The sequence below is a fragment of the Salisediminibacterium halotolerans genome (assembly GCF_003814815.1).
In the GTDB taxonomy this organism is placed as follows: domain Bacteria; phylum Bacillota; class Bacilli; order Bacillales; family Salisediminibacteriaceae; genus Salisediminibacterium; species Salisediminibacterium halotolerans.
Genome location: NZ_RKQQ01000002.1, coordinates 244,253 through 265,704, shown reverse-complemented (window position 1 = coordinate 265,704; position 21,452 = coordinate 244,253). Strand labels below are relative to the sequence as shown.

General features: G+C 46.0%; 22 protein-coding genes. All 22 read right to left on the bottom strand.

What is annotated here, in order from left to right:
* Nucleotides 1-23: 23 nt before the first annotated feature.
* The 22 genes from EDD67_RS04200 to EDD67_RS04095 all read right to left on the bottom strand — a co-directional run bounded on the left by EDD67_RS04200 (nt 24) and on the right by EDD67_RS04095 (nt 21,439).
* Nucleotides 24-575: a hypothetical protein gene (locus EDD67_RS04200; RefSeq protein WP_121438976.1), complete on the bottom strand. Its 552-nt coding sequence runs from the start codon at nt 573-575 to the stop codon at nt 24-26.
* A 104-nt stretch (nt 576-679) separates the two neighbouring features.
* Complete coding sequence (rpoD, locus tag EDD67_RS04195; protein ID WP_093072369.1) at nt 680-1,795, bottom strand: RNA polymerase sigma factor RpoD; 1,116 nt, start codon at nt 1,793-1,795, stop codon at nt 680-682.
* Nucleotides 1,796-1,832: 37 nt separating this feature from the next.
* Nucleotides 1,833-3,650, bottom strand: a complete 1,818-nt coding sequence (gene dnaG / locus EDD67_RS04190; RefSeq protein WP_121438977.1) for a DNA primase — start codon at nt 3,648-3,650, stop codon at nt 1,833-1,835.
* Nucleotides 3,651-3,709: 59 nt separating this feature from the next.
* Entirely contained in the window at nt 3,710-4,180 is a 471-nt protein-coding gene (locus tag EDD67_RS04185) for a YaiI/YqxD family protein (protein WP_242005926.1), read from the bottom strand.
* A 157-nt stretch (nt 4,181-4,337) separates the two neighbouring features.
* On the bottom strand, nt 4,338-5,159 hold the full coding sequence (locus EDD67_RS04180) for a pyruvate, water dikinase regulatory protein (RefSeq protein WP_093072367.1): 822 nt from the start codon (nt 5,157-5,159) through the stop codon (nt 4,338-4,340).
* A 15-nt stretch (nt 5,160-5,174) separates the two neighbouring features.
* A complete protein-coding gene (gene ccpN, locus EDD67_RS04175) occupies nt 5,175-5,831 on the bottom strand; it encodes a transcriptional regulator CcpN (protein ID WP_121438978.1) in 657 nt (218 codons plus the stop codon).
* Nucleotides 5,832-5,893: 62 nt separating this feature from the next.
* A complete protein-coding gene (glyS, locus tag EDD67_RS04170; RefSeq protein WP_121438979.1) occupies nt 5,894-7,987 on the bottom strand; it encodes a glycine--tRNA ligase subunit beta in 2,094 nt (697 codons plus the stop codon).
* Entirely contained in the window at nt 7,980-8,870 is an 891-nt protein-coding gene (gene glyQ / locus EDD67_RS04165; RefSeq protein ID WP_093072364.1) for a glycine--tRNA ligase subunit alpha, read from the bottom strand. Before glyQ ends, glyS begins: the two co-directional genes overlap by 8 nt.
* Before the next feature lie 319 nt (nt 8,871-9,189).
* Nucleotides 9,190-9,960: a DNA repair protein RecO gene (recO, locus tag EDD67_RS04160; protein WP_121438980.1), complete on the bottom strand. Its 771-nt coding sequence runs from the start codon at nt 9,958-9,960 to the stop codon at nt 9,190-9,192.
* Between the two features lie 31 nt (nt 9,961-9,991).
* The gene (era, locus tag EDD67_RS04155) at nt 9,992-10,909 is read right to left on the bottom strand and encodes a GTPase Era (RefSeq protein ID WP_093072362.1); all 918 of its coding nucleotides are present in this window, start codon (nt 10,907-10,909) and stop codon (nt 9,992-9,994) included.
* Nucleotides 10,902-11,303, bottom strand: a complete 402-nt coding sequence (locus EDD67_RS04150; protein WP_121438981.1) for a cytidine deaminase — start codon at nt 11,301-11,303, stop codon at nt 10,902-10,904. The genes era and EDD67_RS04150 overlap by 8 nt, the downstream gene beginning before the upstream one ends.
* Nucleotides 11,304-11,317: 14 nt before the next feature.
* Nucleotides 11,318-11,710: a diacylglycerol kinase family protein gene (locus tag EDD67_RS04145; protein ID WP_121438982.1), complete on the bottom strand. Its 393-nt coding sequence runs from the start codon at nt 11,708-11,710 to the stop codon at nt 11,318-11,320.
* Nucleotides 11,694-12,158: an rRNA maturation RNase YbeY gene (ybeY, locus tag EDD67_RS04140; RefSeq protein ID WP_121438983.1), complete on the bottom strand. Its 465-nt coding sequence runs from the start codon at nt 12,156-12,158 to the stop codon at nt 11,694-11,696. The genes EDD67_RS04145 and ybeY overlap by 17 nt, the downstream gene beginning before the upstream one ends.
* Nucleotides 12,155-14,314, bottom strand: coding sequence for an HD family phosphohydrolase (locus EDD67_RS04135; RefSeq protein ID WP_121438984.1), 2,160 nt, complete (start codon nt 14,312-14,314; stop codon nt 12,155-12,157). The genes ybeY and EDD67_RS04135 overlap by 4 nt, the downstream gene beginning before the upstream one ends.
* A 36-nt stretch (nt 14,315-14,350) precedes the next feature.
* Nucleotides 14,351-15,313: a PhoH family protein gene (locus EDD67_RS04130; RefSeq protein ID WP_121438985.1), complete on the bottom strand. Its 963-nt coding sequence runs from the start codon at nt 15,311-15,313 to the stop codon at nt 14,351-14,353.
* 151 nt (nt 15,314-15,464) lie between these two features.
* Nucleotides 15,465-16,007 (bottom strand): hypothetical protein, encoded by a 543-nt coding sequence (locus EDD67_RS04125; RefSeq protein ID WP_121438986.1) that lies wholly within the window; start codon nt 16,005-16,007, stop codon nt 15,465-15,467.
* Between the two features lie 54 nt (nt 16,008-16,061).
* Nucleotides 16,062-17,063, bottom strand: coding sequence for a flotillin-like protein FloA (gene floA, locus EDD67_RS04120; protein WP_121438987.1), 1,002 nt, complete (start codon nt 17,061-17,063; stop codon nt 16,062-16,064).
* A gap of 18 nt (nt 17,064-17,081) precedes the next feature.
* The gene (locus tag EDD67_RS04115; RefSeq protein WP_121438988.1) at nt 17,082-18,425 is read right to left on the bottom strand and encodes an NfeD family protein; all 1,344 of its coding nucleotides are present in this window, start codon (nt 18,423-18,425) and stop codon (nt 17,082-17,084) included.
* Nucleotides 18,426-18,626: 201 nt separating this feature from the next.
* The gene (locus EDD67_RS04110) at nt 18,627-19,070 is read right to left on the bottom strand and encodes a GatB/YqeY domain-containing protein (RefSeq protein WP_121438989.1); all 444 of its coding nucleotides are present in this window, start codon (nt 19,068-19,070) and stop codon (nt 18,627-18,629) included.
* Nucleotides 19,071-19,088: 18 nt separating this feature from the next.
* Entirely contained in the window at nt 19,089-19,262 is a 174-nt protein-coding gene (rpsU, locus tag EDD67_RS04105; protein ID WP_093072352.1) for a 30S ribosomal protein S21, read from the bottom strand.
* 96 nt (nt 19,263-19,358) lie between these two features.
* A complete protein-coding gene (gene mtaB, locus EDD67_RS04100) occupies nt 19,359-20,681 on the bottom strand; it encodes a tRNA (N(6)-L-threonylcarbamoyladenosine(37)-C(2))-methylthiotransferase MtaB (protein ID WP_121438990.1) in 1,323 nt (440 codons plus the stop codon).
* Nucleotides 20,682-20,686: 5 nt separating this feature from the next.
* Nucleotides 20,687-21,439: a 16S rRNA (uracil(1498)-N(3))-methyltransferase gene (locus EDD67_RS04095; protein ID WP_121438991.1), complete on the bottom strand. Its 753-nt coding sequence runs from the start codon at nt 21,437-21,439 to the stop codon at nt 20,687-20,689.
* Between the last annotated feature and the right edge of the window lie 13 nt (nt 21,440-21,452).

Sequence of the window (21,452 nt, the reverse complement as noted above, 5' to 3'; positions counted from 1 at the left end):
TCCTTGTCCTGACAATCTTTACTTTACAGCTGCTCTGCCAGCATAAAACCAATCAGGAGCACAATTCCTGTTCCGCCTGCAATATACAGGTAAGGGAGCTTAAAAAATTTGCCGCTTACCGCCCAAATTAAACAGAGAAAAACGATTCCCAGCCCTAAAAAGAAACGGTCATCGCCAAAAAAAAGATCGGCAGTAACGACTAGCAGGATAAATGATATAAACGTCGCCAGCAATATATAAATGTGCATATAAAGCGGCTCGCGCTTACGGTAATAAAAGCCGGCTCCGCTGCTGATTAAGAAGATGCTTGCGAGTACAGCGAGCTGCAACGGCGGCGGGAATTGCGTGAAATAAATAAAAAAAATCAAGACCGTAATAAAACCGATTAACAGGGCGAGCGTTCGTCCCGCTTTTTTCAGCACAGCCGATGGACGGATCGCTGCTGATTCGTCTTCCGGCAAATTGCCTTCCGAGTACAAACCGAGCAGAAAATCGCAGTAAGTTCTCGGCAGAAGCTGACTTTCCCGCCATTTTTTTATTTCATGAATTATGATTTCTTTTCTCTTTTCTTCCATATCATCACCGGCATTATGACATATCGGCCTTGCTCTTATCCAGTGTCTTCCTGCTGATCATAAACGAAAAGACAGAAACTGGAATACAGCTCTGCCTTAATCCGTCAGTCTAAAAAGTCTTTCAGCCGCTTGCTTCTGCTTGGATGACGAAGTTTCCGCAGCGCTTTCGCCTCGATTTGGCGGATCCGTTCACGGGTCACGCCAAAGACCTTGCCGACTTCTTCCAGCGTGCGCGTGCGGCCGTCGTCGAGCCCGAAACGCAGCCGCAGTACATTTTCTTCACGATCAGTCAGTGTGTCAAGTACATCTTCAAGCTGCTCTTTCAACAGTTCATAAGCCGCCGCATCGGAAGGAGCGAGAGCTTCTTGGTCTTCAATAAAGTCGCCGAGATGAGAATCATCTTCTTCGCCGATCGGTGTTTCCAATGAGACAGGCTCTTGAGCAATTTTCAAGATTTCCCGCACTTTATCCGGTGTCAAGTCCATTTCCTTCGATACTTCTTCCGGCGTCGGTTCCCGGCCGAGATCCTGCAATAGCTGACGCTGAACACGGATTAACTTATTAATTGTTTCCACCATATGAACCGGGATGCGTATCGTCCGCGCCTGATCGGCAATCGCCCGGGTGATCGCCTGACGAATCCACCACGTTGCATATGTGCTGAACTTATAGCCTTTGTTGTAGTCGAATTTTTCTACCGCTTTGATCAGACCCATGTTTCCTTCTTGAATTAAGTCCAAAAAGAGCATGCCGCGTCCGACATAGCGTTTTGCGATACTGACCACAAGCCGCAAGTTAGCTTCGGAAAGCCTTCGTTTAGCTTCTTCATCGCCGTCTTCGATCCGCTTTGCTAAATCGATTTCTTCAGTAGCTGACAGAAGCGGAACCCGTCCGATTTCTTTTAAATACATTCGAACCGGATCATTTATCTTAATGCCTGCCGGCACACTTAAGTCGCTTAAATCAAATTCCTCTTCTTTTTCAACTTGTTTCAAACTAGGGACAGACTCATTTTCATTTATGATTTCAACGCCTTGTTCGCCCAAGTATTCAAAAAATTCATCCATTTGTTCGGAATCTTGGTCAAAAGCACCTAATTTCTCGGTAATTTCTGCGTAAGTCAGTGAACCCCTTTTTTTACCTGACTCTAATAATTGCTCTTTTACTTGATCGAGGGTCTGTTCGCCTTCTGATTCATGACGAATCGGTTCTTCACCCATACGATCCCTCCTTCCTAAGCTTCACCATAATGAACGATTATGGCTCATGACGGTACTTCATCTCTTGCTTTAACTGGTTAATCTGCTGTCCGATCCGGGCGGCTTCAGCATTATTTTTCTCAGCAATCGCCGCTTTTTGCTGAGCGGTCAGCTGATGAAATCTTTCACGCATGGAACTCTTTTGAACTTCATTTATATAATCGGTCAACTCGTGCTCCGAAAGGTCAGGATTAACCTCCTTCATTGCAAGTGCCGAGGCGGTTTTTTTCAGCTCTTCATCTTCCAGTGTCTCTAGGAAAGCGGCAGGATCCGGGTCGTTGCCGTCTCCGTAAAATTGATAAATATGCGCAGCAATCGCTTGGTAAGCGTCATATTGAAACAACCCGCCGAGACGTGATCGGACTTCTTCGGCAATTTGTTTCGATTGGATCATATGAGCGATCAACTCCCGCTCCGCCCATTCATCAGCTTTGATCATCTGCTTAAGTTCTTGCGCTTTTTGCTTATGCTGTTGGCCGATTTGGCGGTTCTGTCTCTTTTGCCCAGCTTTTTGCATTTGCCTTACTTCTTGTTTCAAAGATTCCAGCGACAGCGAAAATTCGTCTGCCAGCTTGCGCAAATAGAAGTCTTGTTCGACGGCCCCTTTTCGTTTGGCGATTTCTTTTAACATATTGTCGATGTAGTCAAGCCGGTCGCTTTCTGCGGACAGCTGCCGCCCTTTGCCGTAATAAAAAAATAAAAAGTTCATCCATGTCAGACGGCCGTCAATGACATCTTGTACAAACCGTTCGCGGCCGTGGGTCTGAATATAATCATCCGGGTCATACCCTTCCGGAAGATTGGCAATGAACACTTCAAGACCGGCGTTTTGCAGTGTTTCTGCATTTTTGTAAGCCGCATTCATACCGGCATCATCGGCATCGTAACAAAGCACGACACGGTCAGCATTGCGGCGGATCATCTTTGCGTGTCCCGGTGTCAAGGCCGTGCCGAGAGCGGCTGTTCCGTTGTCTATACCCGCTCGCCAAGCTGATATAACATCAACATACCCTTCAAAAAGGACTGCTTCATTCCGCTTTCGGATCGCCGGACGGGCTTGATGAAAAAAATAAAGCACGTCGCTCTTATTAAAAACATCCGACTCCGGACTGTTCATGTACTTCGGCTGACCGTCACTGAGAATCCGGCCGCCAAAAGCGATTATGTTTCCGCGTCTGTCCCAAATCGGAAACATAATCCGATCGCGAAATCGATCGAATGGCTGTCCGTCAGATTCACGTTTGCCGATCAGACCCGATTGTTCCAGCTCGTCCATGTCAAAACCCCTTTTTTGAAGAAAAGGGGCGAGAAACTCCCACGAATCCGGTGCATAACCAACCTGAAAAGTATCGATCATTTCTTTCGTAAACCCGCGTTTACGTAAATAAGCCCGGGCTTCTTTACTTTCATCTGCTGTCATCAGCATATGATGATAATACTTTGCTGCCAGCTCATGAGCCTGATGCCAAGTATTCAAACGTGATTGCGACTGCTGCTCCTGTTCAGTAGCCGGCGTCTGTTCCGGCAATGAAATATTGCTGCGGTGCGCCAATTTTTCTGCAGCCTCAGTAAACATCAGTCCGTCAGCTTCCATCACAAAGGAAAAAACATTTCCGCCTGCTCCGCAGCCGAAACAGTGATACAGCTGTTTATCAGGAGATACAGAAAAAGAAGGGGTTCGTTCACCGTGAAACGGACATAGGCCGCTAAAATTCTTCCCTTGTTTTTTCAACGATATATAATCGCTGATCACATCAACAATATCGGAAGCGCGGCGTATTTCTTCGATTTTTTCCTCCGGAATACGCTGGCTCACATATTTCACCTACTCTCTGTCCCTTGTTCACAATTCGTGATATAAGCTTGAATTCCTGCTCAGCTCGACAATTTTTTTTCAAAATTTCTGCGGAACTCGGCTCGGTCCTCAGCGAGATAAGCTTTCGGTCCCTTCGTTTTTTTTCCTGCGCGCCGCTCTTTCGCTTGATGAGCTCGTTTATCAAGCTGAAACTGAATATTCCAATCCGTCATTTCCTCGCCTCTGCCGGTGAGCACTGACGCTCCTTTCGCAAGGACAAGACTCGCTAATCCCATGTCATCTGTGACAACAACATCGCCTTGCTGCGTCTCTGTGAAAATACGTGTATCAGCGGCTTCATTGTCAGGGTCGACAATCCGTTCAGTCACAAAATCAGGCCACGGCTGATTTCGTTTATGCGCATAAGATGAGACGATAACGACTGAAATGCCGTAATGAGAAGCAATCGCTAAAATATCCGGAACTACCGGACAAGCATCTCCATCAATCAGCACTTTCATCTTTTGCTTCAGCTCTTCGTTGCTCAGCAAAAACATCCGTCCTTTTTAATTTTTCTCATACAGAAAACATCCGCCGTCTTAAAGCTAACGACAGATGCAGTCACAATACGACATTATATCTTACTGAAATGAATTTGACCAGTGTTTCAGCTTGAATTTCTATTAAATGCCGCGCTGAAAATCCGGATTACATTTGTTTCGACTGAACAAGCTGATAGATCAAATTAGCCGTTTCTTCAACGGCCCGCTCAGATACGTCAATAACATCACAGCCGAGTTTTTCCATCAGGTCAGCTGAGTAATCCAATTCTTCTTGAATTCGCTGAAATGTTGCATAATTTGCCTCGGCTTTTAACCCGAGCGCTTTTAAACGTTCGGTGCGAATGCTGTTCAATTTTTCCGGCGTGATTTTCAAACCGATCACTTTTTCTTTCGGAATCTCAAACAGTTCTTTCGGCGGATCCACTTCAGGCACAAGCGGTACGTTGGCAACTTTCAACCGTTTATGCGCCAAATATTGCGAAAGGGGGGTTTTCGATGTCCGTGAAACACCGGTCAACACAACATCAGCTTTTAATATCCCCCGCGGGTCGCGGCCGTCATCATACTTAACGGCAAATTCAATCGCTTCGACTTTACGAAAATATTCTTCATCGAGCATGTGCATCAATCCTGACTCGTTTCTAGGTTTGGCCTCTAGCTTATCTTCCAGCATCGTCACTAGCGGGGATAAAATATCATAGACAGGAATCGCCTGATCAGCCGCTTGTTCCATCAAGTATTGTTTAACTTCCGGGAGCACAATCGTAAAAAGAATCATCCCGTCTGTTTCTTTTGCTTGTTTGACAACTTCATCAACTGTTTGCAGATCATCGACATAAGGAACGCGGCGTGTGATTGCGCACCCCTCGTCAAATTGGCTTAATGCCGCTTTTGCCAGGAGTTCCGCCGTTTCCCCGACTGAATCGGACAATACGTAGATAAGCTGCTTTTCTTTTGGAGCGTGCATGATAACTCCTCCTCGTTAAAGATGCGATCCCGTTTCATCATCGCCGTTGACTAATGATACAAACGCTTCTGTTATCGTCGTCTTGCTGATTCTTCCGATGACTCCGTAAAATGTCTCGTCGTTTTCAACCCGCTTCTCGACGACAGGAAGGCCGTCTATTTGTTTATGAATCAGCTGATTTGCTGCTTCGAGCAAGGTATCTTCTTCAAAACAGACAGCCACATTCGGCATTCTCGTCATAATGATACTTACAGGGATGTTTTCCAGTTCCTGCTTGCCCATACTGGCACGAAGCAAATCTTTACGGGATAAAATCCCGGACAATTCATCTTTATCGTTGACCACAAAAATGGTTCCAACGTCTTCAAGAAACATTGTCACAATCGCATCGTACACAGTTGATACTTCTTTGACAACAACCGGAAGCGATTGATAGTCCTTTACCCTCATTTTTTTCAAACGATCCGCTTCAGCCTTCCCTGATCGGTCGCCTGTATAAAAATAACCGACCCGAGGCTTAGCATCGAGAAAACCGGACATTGTCAAAATAGCCAAATCCGGACGCAAAGTTGCGCGGGTCAGGGAAAGATGATCGGCGATTTTTTCTCCCGTAATCGGTCCTTCGCTTTTGACAATCTCAATGATTTTTTCTTGCCTTTCATTCAGCTCCATCTCATCACCGCCCTCAATCTTCAGCTGCCGTCTGCTTGAATAACAACGATTTTCCTTGCCGTTCAGCTGTCAGTGTGAAAAACAATCGCTTGAAAATCGGCAAATGACTGAAGCGCGTCAGCCGTAAACTTCATTTGCGCTAAGCGGTTGGCTTTGACGTCAGGTTCTTCTGTCATGACCATGATGCGGTCGAAGTAAACATGAATGATCGGAACGAGTGATGCGAGCGCATTGTATGCTTCTTCTACTTCCCCGTTTGACAGCGCCTGTCCAGCTTTTTCTTTTGCTTTCGCCGTTTCATCAAAAAGCTGCTGTTCCTCATCCGCTTTAAAAGCATCCGGGTTGACAGAAACATCTTCTTGCGCTGATTTTTTGGCAATATTTGTTACACGGCTGAATGCTTCAACATCTTTTTTAAAAGTTTCATTTGCGATCTGTTGCATCAAATACGACGCTTTCTTAAATACGAGCGGAACGGTTCCCGTTTCACCGGCAAGAACAGCATCGACGATATCATAACGAACGCCTTTTTCCATTAACAGTGTTTTGTAACGCAAAGCAGTAAACGTCTTTAAATCGGCCAATACATCTTCTTTGCCACGCTTTACGCGGGTTTCTTCTGCAGCTGAATCGTAAGCGGCCGAAAATATTTGATATAAATCGGCTGTCCATCCCCGCTGATGAAAAAGCTGTAAAATGGCTGACGCCTGCCGTCTGAGACCGTGCGGATCTTGGGACCCGGTTGGGACATTGCCGATTGCAAAGCTCGTAACGAGGGTGTCAATTTTATCAGCCGCACTGACATACGCCCCGGCTGCTGTTTCCGGCACCGGATCTCCCGACTGTTTCGGCAAATAATGTTCGCGAACAGCTTGCGCTACCGTTTCATCTTCACCGCTTTTCAACGCATAAATTTCGCCCATTTCTCCTTGGAGCTCGGTAAATTCGTTCACCATTTCTGTTACGAGATCAGCTTTACTCAGCTCCGCAGCGCGTTCAGCTTGAGAAACCTCTTCAGACGATGCTCCGGTTTCTTTGCCAATGAGCGCAGTAATGTGCATGTTGCGCTTAACCTTATCGGCAATCGTCCCGAGTTCCTCATGATATACAATTGCGCTCAGCTTTGGCAAAAGATCGGCCAAAGGCTGTTTTAAATCTTCCTGATAAAAGAATTCCGAATCCTGAAGTCGGGATCGAAGCACTTTTTCATTGCCTTTGCGAACATTTTGCAAATGGCGGTGATCCCCGTTGCGGACCGTTACAAAATAAGGCAGAAGTTCACCTGCTTGGTTCTTCACCGGGAAATAACGCTGGTGTTCACGCATCGTTGTAATCAGCACTTGAGAAGGCACAGCGAGAAAACGTTCGTCAAATTCGCCGTAAAGAGCTGTCGGATATTCGACAAGCTGATTCACTTCATCAAGCAGATCATGATCAACCGGGATTTCCCACCCGTTTGTTTCGGCAATTTCTGCAATTTGATTGGAAATCGCGCGCTTTCTTTCCTCCGGACGGACAATGACGTACTCGCTTAACAGCGCTTCCGGATAATCCGCAGCTGATTCAAGCGTTGCAGCTTTGCCAAGAAAACGGTGCCCCATCGATACGTTGGACGTCGAAACACCGACCATTTCAAACGGGATTACCTCGTTGCCGTACATCGCTGTCAGCCAGCGGATCGGCCGGGCATAGCGAAGGTCATAACTTCCCCATCTCATGTTTTTCGGAAACGGAATGGATTGGATAACTTCTTTGATTTCAGGCAAGAAATCTTCTGTCTCCGCACCTTTCACGAACGTTTTTGCATAGACGTACTCTTCACCTTTAAGGACGTCAATCGTCAAATCATTGACCGTAATTCCTTGCGAGCGGGCGAATCCTTCCGCCGCTTTTGTCCAGTTTCCGTTCTCATCGACGGCGATTTTTTTCGCCGGTCCTTTCGCCGTCTTTTCTTGATCCTGCTGTTTGTCTTCAACATCATAAATCAGTACGGCTAATCGGCGCGGTGTTGCAAACGATTCGATCTCACCGTAGCCGACATTTTTTTCGTCTAAAAATTTAGCTGTGCGTGCTGCCAGTTCATTCATTGCATTTTCGACAAAATGAGCCGGCATTTCCTCCAAACCGATTTCTACTAACAGCGGCTTTTTAGTCATTGGAAACGTCCTCCTTTTCTTTCAGCATCGGAAAACCAAGTTCTTTTCGAACGTCATAATATTTTTTCGCACATTCGCGGGCAAGGTTGCGCACACGGGCGATATAACCCGTACGTTCCGTTACCGAGATCGCCCCGCGCGCATCGAGCAAGTTGAAAATATGCGAACATTTCAATACGTAATCGTAAGACGGAATAACCAATTCTTCTGCCATTGCCCGCTCAGCCTCTTGTTCAAATGTTGAAAAGAGTTCGATCAGCATGCTTGTATCGGCAACTTCATAGGAATATTTTGATTGTTCGTATTCATTTTGCATAAACACATCGCCGTACGTGAAGCCGTTAACCCATTCCAGGTCAAAAACATTTTCTTTATCTTGAATGTAGCTGGCAAGCCGCTCAATACCGTACGTGATTTCGACGGAAACCGGAGCAGCATCAAGACCGCCGACCTGCTGAAAATAAGTAAATTGCGTGATTTCCATCCCGTCAAGCCAAACTTCCCAGCCGAGCCCCCATGCAGCAAGCGTCGGCGCTTCCCAGTTGTCTTCAACAAAACGGATGTCATGTTCTTCGGGATTAATGCCTAATTCCCGCAGACTGTCGAGATACAGTTCTTGAATATTATCAGGCGAAGGTTTCATGATAACTTGAAACTGATGATGCTGATAGAGACGGTTAGGGTTTTCACCGTAGCGGCCATCAGCCGGACGGCGTGACGGTTCCACATAGGCGACATTCCAAGGTTCCGGTCCGATACTTTTCAGAAACGTCATTGGGTTCATCGTCCCTGCGCCTTTTTCAACATCATACGGCTGCAATAATAAGCAGTTTTGCTTTCCCCAAAAATCTTGAAGTTTTAAAATCATTTCTTGTACGTGCATTTGTTTCCCTCCTGTAAAAAAGATCGTCTTTAATCATAACGAACATAAAAAACTCCCGTCTCTAAGCCCGTTATATGAGCTTAGGGACGAGAGTAACCCGCGGTTCCACCCTAATTGTGCGTTGTTCGCACCTCTTTTCATAAACACTCCAGAGCGCCTTCCACATCATCCGCGGCTTGCTCAGCTTCCACTGTCCCGAGCTCGCTTCCGTTTTGCTTCTTAAAGAACAAAACAGTCTGCCGTGAAATCGTATGTACTACTCTCCATCTCCGTGTCTTGCCGTTGGCTTTGTCCATCTAAAATCATACAAAAATCCTGCTCAGCTGTCAATGTCACGCTCGTCTTCAAATGATAAACGGTCGATTTGCGCCAAAAAGCGCTTCGCTTTTAAATAGACACCGACATACTCTTCATAATACTGATCAATGATTTGTTTCAATTCTTTTTTTGTCGATGCCTTAACATTGATATGGCCGATTCGCGCTGCCGGTATTTTTTGAAAAAGATAAAGAAGCTTCACAACGTTCGCTTGAACCTTCTGATGGTGCGGATCAGCTGATGCGCAATGATAACAGACCGCTCCGGCAAAGCGGTGGGAAAAACTGAACGGCCCTTCCGTTGTTTGACACTGAGTACAGCGGTCGAGAGTCGGGGCGACTCCCGCCCATGCAAGCATTTTAATTTCCAAAATGTTTAACAAAACGTCCGGGTCGCTGCCTTCATCTAGCTGGTGCAAGAGGTGATAAAGCAAGTCAAACAGCGCCGGCGACAGCTGCTCTTCAGGAACGAGCCGATCAATCAGTTCCACCATGCACGCCCCGTAAGATGTCAAAATAATATCGCTGCGTATTTGACGGAACGAATCGAGAATATCGCTCTGATTCAGCGTACCCATCCCTTTAAACCGCTGATACACAAACGATCCGTAAATAAACAGCTGCGCGGAAGAGGCGAAGCGGCTTTTCGGCTTTTTAGCTCCGTTAGCCATAACAGAAATCTTCCCGTTCTCCCGCGTTAAAAGGGTTAATATTTTATTCGTTTCACCGTAATCTGTCGTTCGGATAACAATGCCTTCTGTTTTTTGCAGCATAACTGTTCACCGCCAGTGTGATGCGTATAAGTCAGTACTCTTCTTCATCATACCCGAATTCACGTAATGATTTTGGTTTGTTGCGCCAGTCTTTGTCTATTTTTACCCACAGCTCAAGAAAAATACGGGAACCGAGGAGACTTTCCATGTCTTCCCGTGCGCGCTTACCGATTTCCTTAAGCATTTTTCCTTGCTTGCCGATAATAATCCCTTTTTGGGATTTGCGCTCAACAACAACAACAGCGCCGACATCAACGACATCGCTGCCTTCACGCGGTTTAATACTTTCAATTTCAACAGCGATCGAGTGAGGAATTTCTTCTTCCGTTAAATGGAGGATTTTTTCCCGAATCATTTCACCGATTAAAAACCGCTCTGGATGGTCAGTAATTTGATCTTCCGGGTAAAACTGCGGTCCTTCTTCTAACCTGTTGTAAAGCTGCTCAAGCAAAACGCTGACATTTTGGCCGGTAAGCGCCGATATCGGAATGACTTCGCTGAAATCAAACAGCTTCCGATACGATTCGATAAACGGGAGAAGTTCGTCAGGGTGGACTTCATCGATTTTATTGATCACTAAAAAAACCGGCGTATCAATATTTTTCAAGCGTTCGATAATAAATTCGTCCCCGGGACCTTTCCCCTCTTTCGCATCGACTAAAAACAAAACAACATCTACTTCGCCGAGCGCTGACTGAGCTAAGTTTGTCATAAAATCGCCCAGCTTATGCTTCGGTTTATGAATACCGGGGGTATCAATAAAGATGATTTGCCCGCGTTCTTCCGAGTAAACCCCTTGGATCCGATTGCGCGTCGTTTGCGGCTTATCGCTCATAATCGCAATTTTTTCACCTAATACGTGATTCAATAACGTCGACTTCCCGACATTCGGTCTGCCGATTAAAGCTGCAAAGCCGGATTTGTATTCGTTTTCTGCCCCGTTATTCATGAAGATCCTCCGGCGAAAAAGCTCCCGGAAGCAACTCATCAATCGTCGTCTCGGCTGATTCGGTACCGTGAGTATTCGTTAAGTATATTTTCGTCTCCGGCTGTAAGAGTTCTGACATCACTTGACGGCAAGCGCCGCACGGCGAAACCGGACCTTCTGTGTCGGCAGTAACGGCCAGCGCCTTAAATGCTCTGACGCCATCTGAAACAGCTTTAAAAATCGCTGTTCGTTCAGCACAGTTGCACATACTGTATGCGGCATTCTCAATGTTGCAGCCGTGGTACACGGTGCCGTCTTCAGCCAACAGGGCTGCACCGACAGCGAATTTTGAATAGGGCACATACGCCCGCTCTCTTGCGACTCCAGCTTGCTTCATCAAATCTTCTTTATTCAATTCCATCACCTCAATTAAAATATTTGGGCCAAAATTCTTGGTAAAAAGATCATCGTTCCAACTGCAACAGCCAGTAAGGAAAACACGAATACCGATCCAGCCGCTGCGTCTTTAATCACTTTTGCGCGGTCATCATACGATTGGACCGTCAAGTCAACAACGTGTTCGATCGCCGTATTGATCAACTCCAACCCGAGAACTAATCCGATCACGATGAATAACAGCACCTGCTCAATGAGCGGCACGTTAAGCCATTGAGCGGCAAGAACGACAACGAGGGAAAAAACGGTGTGGATTCTGAAATTTTGTTCGGACCTCCACGTCTGACGTATGCCTGAGGCTGCATATTGAAAACTGCTTTTCAGCCGGTTCCACGATACAAATGATTGTTTATTTTTTGAGGCCATAAGACTGTAATACATCCTCTTGTTTTGTCAACATTTCTTCTTCCTCTTCTGTCGAAGCGTGGTCATAACCGATTAAATGAAAGAAACCGTGCACAGCTAAAAAGCAGTATTCGCGGTCTTCTGTATGACCGTATTCTTCTGCCTGCCTTTTGGCAGTATCAACCGAAATGACAATATCTCCAAGCAGATCGGGCACACCGTCAGCCAAAGGATCCGCTTCTCCTTCGTTCAAAGCAAACGACAAGACATCTGTCGGCCGGTCTTTATCCCGGTACATTTGATTTAATTCGTGGATCGCCTCATCTCGTACAAACGTCACAGAAACTTCTGTCCCGTATGTGACCGCTTCTGATGCCATTGCATAATCGAGCACATTTTTTATTAATTGCAGCTGCCCGGCTGATAACGTTTCCGTTTCATCGTTTAAATCAATAACATAGTCGCTCATCTGTTCAAACCTCCTTCGCCGGTTCGTAAATGTTCTTCGTCCGGATATTCGATCCGGGTATGATAAATACCTCGCAGTGTTTCTTCCATCGATTGAGCAGCTTTTTGAAGTTCTTTCATTGTCAAATCACATTCATCAAATTGACCGTCCGTCAGTTTATCCTCGGTCATTTTTTGAATCAGTGTTTGAATTTTTTCTGCTGTCGGATGAGGCATAGAGCGTACAGCCGCTTCGATCCCGTCAGCGAGACAGACAATCGCGGCTTCTCTCGTTTGCGGTTTCGGACCGGGGTAACGATAGTCTTCTTCCGCTGTGTTTTCATCTTCTTCCAAAGCTTTATGATAAAAATATTTGAGCAGAGTTGTCCCGTGATGCTGTTCAGCAATGTCGATAATTTCTTGCGGGAACTTCTGCGCTCTGAGCATTTCCGCTCCGTCGTAAGGGTGAGCAATGATAATTTTTTTGCTCAGTGTCGGAGTGATTTGATCGTGCGGATTGTCAATTCTCATCTGATTTTCAATAAAGAAATGCGGACGGCGCGTCTTGCCGATATCGTGGTAATACGATCCGACACGGGCTAACAACCCTTTAGCCCCGATCGTCTCGCAAGCCGCTTCTGAAAGATTGGCAACCATGACGCTGTGATGATACGTGCCGGGAGCCTCCAGTAAAATTTTTCGCAACAACGGCTGATTCGGGTTGGTTAATTCGATCATTTTCGTTACGGACAGAATCCCGAACGCCGCTTCAAAAAACGGTAAAAAGCCAATCGCCAAAATGGCAGCGATAAAACCGGACAAGCCGGCAAAACCGAGATTTGAACCGATCTCAAACCAGCTGTATTGCGCATTTTGCAGCATAAGGACAGCAGCGGCGACGACAGCATTGATAAATGCAATAAATACACCAGCTTGAAGCAGCCGTGAAACTGTCTGCGATTTGATCAAGAAAAAGACGCCGGCCGCTCCGGAGAAGAAGACGTATAAACCGTGTGCATAATTTAAGACACTGGCTGATTCGGCTGTGAACATGATGCTTGCGATGACAGCAAATACCATGCTTGTAAACAGCCCGACACGAGAATGAATCAGTATCGTTATCAGCATCGTGCCGAGAGCCGCCGGAACAATATAAGACAAACCGCTCAGTTCAACAGGGTGCATCAGGCTGACAACTTTCATGAGAAGCAGTGTAAGCGTGTAAATAAAGACATAAAGAAGCAAATACGTATTATTTTGCTTTATGCTTGTTCTCGCGTCATTCAAATAATAAGCGAGCATCGAAATCAACAGCGTGACTAAGAGTGCCAGTCCGACAAACGGATAGACAATGCTCACGTCTTCTGTCATTCCTACAACTGAAAGTTCTTGATGGATTTCTGCTGTAATGACTTCGCCTTCTTCGACGAGCAACTCGCCTTCGCGAATCATGACGGGATCGACAGTGTCTTCAGCAGCTTCTCTAGCTTCAACGGTCGCTTCTTCATCGATCATAAAGTTGGATGTTACGCCAAAACGGACGATATCTGTCATTGCCTGCACCAAAGAATCAGAGGCTGAGGAAGAAAGCCGGACTTGAGTCTCTGCTTCATTTGTTGCATCTGCAATATCATCCATCCGAATTTCCGAACTCATCACGTCATGCACTGCACTCGTCGTATGTTCGAGAGCTGTCTCGACTTCACTTTCACTTGCTGTTAACAAGGTTGCAATTGTTTCATCGTCAATCTCATCGTTCATCTGGTCGGGCAGTTCCGTGCGTAAGTCAGCCAGCTGATCTTCTGCGAAATTATCGTTATTTTCATTTTCTGTGTCAGCGTCAGCGCGAACTTCTTCTACGACGTAAAAAAGTTCGCGGATTTGTTCAATCTGATTTTCTGCATAGCGGGGGTTTTTCGAATAAACCGGATCGACCTCATTTACCGCTTCGTCAACTTGCTGTTCTGTCGCCTCTTGATTTTCAATTGTTAAAGGAGAGCGGATGTCCTGCTGGGCAACCGTTCCGGGTTCAAGTTCCGTATGTTCTGGCATGACATTCGAAGCCAGCAACCCATATGTAATCAACCCGAGAAAAGCAAACATAACGATTCTTGTATAGCGGTGATTTTTCCGTTTTTGCCACCAGCGCTGCTGATCAATCGATATACGTTCCGCCACTGAAGGCACCCCTTTTCTTAACTCACAATCGCTAGCTTATACATCCGCTTCATCATAAGCATCAATTATTCTTTGCACAAGCGTGTGCCGGACAACATCGCCGGAGTCGAGATAAATAAATGACAAGTCGTGAATATCAGCTAATATTCTTTCAGCTGCTTTTAGGCCTGATTCTTTTCCGCGGGGCAGATCAATTTGTGTCATATCCCCGGTTACTACCATTTTTGACCCGAATCCAAGCCGGGTTAAGAACATTTTAATCTGCTCTGCGGTTGTATTTTGCGCTTCGTCTAAAATTACAAAAGAATCATCAAGTGTACGCCCGCGCATATAAGCAAGCGGAGCAATCTCTATTGTTCCTCGTTCGAGCAAACGGGCCGTATGCTCAGTGCCGAGAACATCGTGCAGCGCATCATACAACGGACGCAAGTACGGGTCGACTTTCTCTTTTAAATCGCCCGGCAGAAAACCGAGGCTTTCGCCTGCTTCCACGGCTGGACGCGTCAACACAATCCGTTTCACTTGACCTTCTTTCAGTGCATGAACAGCTGAGACAACAGCTAAGTACGTTTTACCCGTTCCGGCCGGTCCGATGCCAAAAACAAGATCTTTTTTGCGCATCGCTGACACGTAGTGTCTTTGACCGAGTGTTTTAGCCAAAATCGGCTTGCCCCGCACATTAACGGTGATTTTATCTTCATAAAGATCAGCCATTTCATCCAGCTGCCCTTTTTGTGCCAGCTGAGCAGCATAATACACATCACGTTCTTTAACGGAAACACCGTTTCGTATCAGTTTCAACAGCATCGTAAAGATCTCTTCCAGCTGTTCGGCTTTGTTCTCATCAGCCATTACGGATACTTGCTGTCCGCGCGAATGAATCTCAGCACCGTAAATATCTTCTAACCTTTCTAAGTGCCGGTCTCCCGGTCCAAAAAGTGTTTGTATTTCATTCGCATCTTCAGACGCCAGCTCAATCGTGTATACTTCATATGTCAATTTACTCAATCTCCTTACACACAACGGTCCCTTATTATAGTAATCACAAACAGACTACTTTCACTTTACCATCGACACCACCAAGGTGCAAAGAATTTTCCGCCGCATAAAAAAGCTGTGCACTTATAAAGTGCACAGCAATTATTTGGCGTTATCTTTTACTGCGTTTTGATTTCGGCTTTCCTAATATTTCAGACCAAATAACACCTTTAATCGCTTCATCGCCGCTTATTTGACTGAAATCCAAGTTCACCTTCGGCTCTTTAGCAGCTGTGATATCGCCTCTTGTAATCGGAGAATTGCCGATTTTTTTCTCCGATTGTTTTGCTTGCTGCTTTTTCCGCTCCAATTCGCGATAGCGCTTTTGAAGATCTTCGTTCATTTTCGTCAGCTGTGTTTCTGCTTCGGGCTTAGGAGCTTGACGCTGACGTTCTTCCCCGATTTCATACTGCTTCGGTTCAGGTGCCGGCTTTTGCCCCGGACGGCCGGGTTTTTCTTGTCCGGTATTTTGTTCCTGCCGGAAAATATCACGCCAATCTATTTCATCTTCACCAGACGAATCGCGTTGTTCACGCCGGCGTTTTTGTTCTTCTTCTTTTTTCTCGCTTCCGCGCGACTGGAAAAAGCTTAATATCAACGCGATCACAAAGAAAAGAATCAGCGGTGAATCCAACAGCCCAAGGAAAAATTCCATGCATCGACGCTCCTTTCACCGAGCGCTCCCGACCAGATAGGTCTGCGATCGTTTTTAGTATTTCATTTCGTCCTCATCTTCTTCTCCGCTTTTCGTCGCTTTACCAATTGAATCACGCATATCTGTATCAGCTTTGATATTATTATAATTCATATAATCCATCACACCGAAGTTGCCGGAACGAAGCGCTTCAGACATTGCCATTGGCACTTCTGCTTCTGCTTCAACAACTTTCGCACGCATTTCTTCGACGCGGGCTTTCATTTCTTGTTCTTGCGCGACAGCCATTGCGCGGCGCTCTTCCGCTTTCGCCTGGGCAATTTTCTTGTCGGCTTCGGCTTGATCGGTTTGCAGCCCCGCACCGATGTTTTTACCGATGTCAATGTCGGCAATATCAATCGAAAGGATTTCAAATGCTGTACCTGCATCTAAACCTTTTTTCAGAACGGTCTGTGAAATCATATCAGGATTTTCCAATACTTCTTTATGGTCGTTAGCCGAACCGATTGTAGATACAATTCCTTCACCGACACGGGCAATAATTGTTTCTTCACCCGCACCCCCGACGAGGCGGTCAATATTCGCACGGACGGTGATCCGGGCTTTTGCTTTTACTTCAATTCCATCCATCGCGACACCGGCGATGAAAGGTGTTTCAATCACTTTCGGATTAACACTCATTTGAACAGCTTCGAGCACATCACGGCCGGCGAGATCAATCGCCGCACAGCGTTCGAATGTCAAATCAATGTTTGCGCGCTGCGCAGCAATTAAAGCATTCACGACCCGGTCAACGTTACCGCCGGCAAGGTAATGTCCTTCCAGCTTATTCGTGCTGATATCCAACCCGGCTTTTACCGCTTTAATCAGCGGGTTAACAACGCGGTGGGGAATAACCCGGCGTAAACGCATTCCGACAAGTTGGAATATCCCGACTTTAACGCCCGCAGCCCATGCAGAAATCCATAGCGCTACTGGTACGAATGTAAATAATACAGCTAAGGCCACAATAACAAGGCCGATGACAAGAAGCAGTGCAATTTCTTCAGTAATCATGTATCTTCCTCCTCTTTTTTAATCTGCCGCTTCTGTTTGCTTAACTTCCCGTACGACCATTTTTGATCCCGAAACAGAAACAACTTTTACTTTTCTTCCCTGTTCAATATATCCTCCCTCGGAAACCACGTCAAGCCGTTCATTATTAAACTCTGCGGTTCCTGACGGCCGAAGAATTGTTAACGCCCGTCCCGTCTCGCCTAATAAATGTTCCCGGGAAGTATTCGAAACGTAACCTTGTTCATTTCCTGCTTGGTCCTCAAAGACAATTTTTTTCAGTGTGCCGCTGTAACCGATATACTTTAAGAATAAAAACGAAGCGACAGCAGTGATCACAAGAGCAATTGCCAATGCAAACAAAATATTTGTCGTCGAATAACCGCTCAAAACCAAACTCGATAAAACGGCAGCTATGCCGAGTACACCTAAGACACCAAAGCTCGGAGAGAAAATTTCAATCAATAGAAGGACGGCGCCGGCGCCAAATAAAATTACCGTTTCTAAACCGGCAAAACCGGCGACTAAGTGACCGAAGAAAAAGAGCGCTAACGATGAAGCTCCTAAAATACCAAAAATCCCGAAACCTGGTGAGAACAACTCAAGCACAAGTCCTAAAGTTCCGAGTGATAATAAAATCGGCACAACAATCGGCCCGGTAATAAACCGCGCTAATGTTTCCGCAAACGTCGTTTCCATCTCTTCTACCGACGCTGCCGACATCCCGATATGATCAAGCACATCCTCACGCGATTCATAGGTTCCTTCTGAATAGCCGACTTCTTCCGCTTGGCCCGGGGTCAGTGTTAACAACTCACCCTCTCCAGCTCCCAGTTCCGGCAAATCTATTGAAGAATCTGCCATCGCTAAGGCATATTGCTCATCACGATCATTCAGCGAAGCGGCTTCTCTCATGCTCGCAAGCCAAGCTGACTGCGCTTTTTCATCAGCAGCGCTGCCCGAACCGTCAATGACAGCTGCTGATCCCATCCGGGTTCCCGGAGCCATAACGATTTCATCCGCATTCAATGACAGGTAAGCGCCGGCAGACAGCGCATCGCCTGTAACATAAGCCGTTGTCGGAACATCTGTGTTGCGCATTAACGCTGCAATATTCCCGGCCGCATCGACAAATCCTCCGGGAGTATGAACCTCAAAAATAATATGGTCTGCACCCTGTTCTTCAGCTGTTTCGATCGAACGGTTTAAAAAAGCTTCCAAACCGCGCTCAACTTCTTTTTCGACAGGTATTACATATACCAGTTCATTGCTGTCGTTATTATCTGCTTCAGCCGTCGTAAAAAATGCGCCGAGGCCTCCCGCAATCAGCAAAACAGCAAAGAACAACAATCGCCAGCGAATCACATCTGCCTCCCCCTTTCCTGATAGCCTATTCGTCGTTCATACTTGTACTACGTTTGAAACGTCTGATCGTTTCAAATTGATAGTATCTTTATTTTAACTTTTCTGCCGTTAAATTAAAAATATTTCGACTACAGAAGCGAAGCATGTAAAAAAGCGCCTTGCTAAGATGCAAGACGCTTTTTTTTTCATGAACTTATTCATTTACGCTAGCGCTTGTTCTACGCGCTTTTTTACTTCCGAGCCGTCCGCACGGCCTTTCACTTTCGGCATAATTGCACTCATGACTTTACCCATGTCTGCTTTCGAAGCTGCTCCTGTCTCAGCAATCGTTTCTTGAACGATCACATCCAGTTCTTCTTCGGAAAGTTGTGACGGCAAATAAACTTCAATGATGTCAATTTCCTGCCGTGTTTTGTCGGCTAAATCGGTTCGCCCGGCCTGTATAAATTCATGGAGGGATTCTTTACGCTGCTTCATCTCTCGATTCAGCACTGTCAGTTCTTCTTCTTCCGACAGCTCACGCCCCTGGTGGATCGCTTCATTCTGCAAGGCTGATTTTAAAGAACGAATGACTGTCAGACGTTCTTTCTCCTTGTTGCGCATTGCATTTTTCATGTCCTCTTGGAGACGCTCAAGCATGTTCAAATAATGAACACCCTCTCATTAAAATTTGCGTTTACGAGCTTCTTCGGACTTTTTCTTCCGCTTAATGCTCGGCTTCTCATAATGCTTCCGTTTTTTTACTTCTTGCATGGTTCCATCTTTAGACATCGACTTTTTAAAACGGCGAAGAGCAGCATCAATCGACTCGTTCTTCTTTACACGAGTTTCTGCCATTCTATATCCCTCCCTCCGATCAACCAATCAAACATGCATATTGCATGTACTCATTTATTATAAAGGATCTGCCGAACTCAGTCAACGTGCGTTTTTTCAAATTTTCACTTTTTTATCCGCGCTCAAGAATGTACCGCGGCTGTATGGATAACCCGGTTCATCGATGCGAACAGAGACAATTTCGCCGATATACGATCGATCCAATTCTACTTTCACTTTCATGTAGTTATCTGTATAGCCGATCAAGTACGAGCCGTTTTCTTCCGCTTCTTCAGGGATCATTTCGAGTGTTTCCCCTTCATGCATTGAAGCGTATTCTTTCGCCTGTTGATTGGACAGTTCGATCAGCTGATGAACGCGCTCGTTTTTCACTGTCTCATCGACTTGATCATCCATCCGGGCAGCCGGTGTTCCTGTCCGTTTTGAATAAGGAAAGACATGCAGTTCGGAAAAACCGATGTCGCGAATCAGCTGAAATGTTTCTTTAAATTCGTCTGCGGTTTCTCCGGGGAAACCGACAATGACATCCGATGTCACCGCCAAACCGGGTAATGCCCGTTTAAGCTGCAGGACGCGATCTTTATAAAATTTAGTAGTGTATTTACGGCGCATGCGCTTTAGCACTGAATCTGAACCGGATTGCAGCGGAATATGGAGGTGACGGACAATTTTATCGGATTGATTGATAACACTTATAACACGGTCTGTGATCTGACTGGCTTCAATCGAAGAAATCCGGATTCGCTTTAAACCGTCAACTTCCTCAAGACGCTCTAATAAATCAGCAAACGAATAATCTTTCATATCTTCTCCGTACCCGCCTGTGTGTATCCCGGTCAAAACGATTTCTTTATACCCGGCATCGACAAGCTGATTTGCTTGTGAGATGACATCATCCGGCTGCCGGGATCGAAGTAAACCGCGGGCCCATGGAATGATGCAAAATGTACAAAAATTGTTGCACCCTTCCTGAATTTTTAATGAAGCGCGCGTTCGATCGGTGAATGCCGGAACATCCAGCTCTTCATATACCCGTGCCGTCATAATATTTCCGACAGCATTAATCGGTTCACGCGCTTGTTGAAACTCAGAAATCAGGTCAATCAGTTTATGGCGATCCTGTGTGCCGACTACGATATCGACCCCCGGTATCGCCATCACCTCAGCCGGAGAAGTTTGTGCATAACATCCGGTAACACAGACAACAGAATCCGGATTTCGGCGAATCGCCCTGCGAATGACTTGCCGGCTTTTTTTATCACCGGTGTTTGTTACAGTGCATGTGTTAATCACGTATACATCGGCAATTTGCTCAAACGACGTCTTTTCATATCCCGCTTCTTGAAACAGTTGCCATATCGCTTCTGTTTCATAATGGTTCACTTTACATCCCAATGTATGAAAAGCCACTGACGGCATGATTTTCACCTCGATAATTCAAAATAATAAGACAGGGCTGCCAATCCGTAAAGCGGTGCTGTTTCCGTCCGTAAAATACGCGGACCGAACGAAGCGAGAACACCTCCGGCTTCAGAAAACATTTGCGCTTCCTGCGGAGATAGACCGCCTTCAGGACCTATAACAAGCAGTATCCGTTCACCTGCTTTCGATTTGGAAATAACTTCCGCAAAGCGGTTCATTTCTCCTGCTTTGCTCGATTCTTCATAGGCGACAATAACTTGGTCATACTGATGAAATTGTTCAGACAATTTTGCCGCAGTCACAAGATCATGAATATAAGGCAGACAATTGCGGTGTGATTGTTCGGCAGCTTCTTTGACGATTTTTTTCCACCGTTCCTGTTTTTTGGCAGCTTTTTTCTCATCCAGCCGCGCAATGGACCGATCAGCTTCAAACGGCAAAAATGCTGCCGCACCGAGTTCAGTTCCATGTTTAACTACTTGCTCAAATTTATCACCTTTCGGCAGCCCGTGAGCGACGGTGACGTTAACAGGCATTTCCGGGTGACCCGCTGCCTTTTCAACAACTGCCGCTTTACATTCATCTTGGTTGACCGATTGCAGGGAACAAACATATGCAATCCCGCTGCCGTCAGCAACAATGATTTTATCGCCCTCAACCATGCGCATCACACGGGAAATGTGATGTGCATCGTCATTGGCAAGCGTCGCTTCACCATGTTGCAAAGACTGTTGCGATACAAAATAACGCTGCAATTCAGTGCCTCCT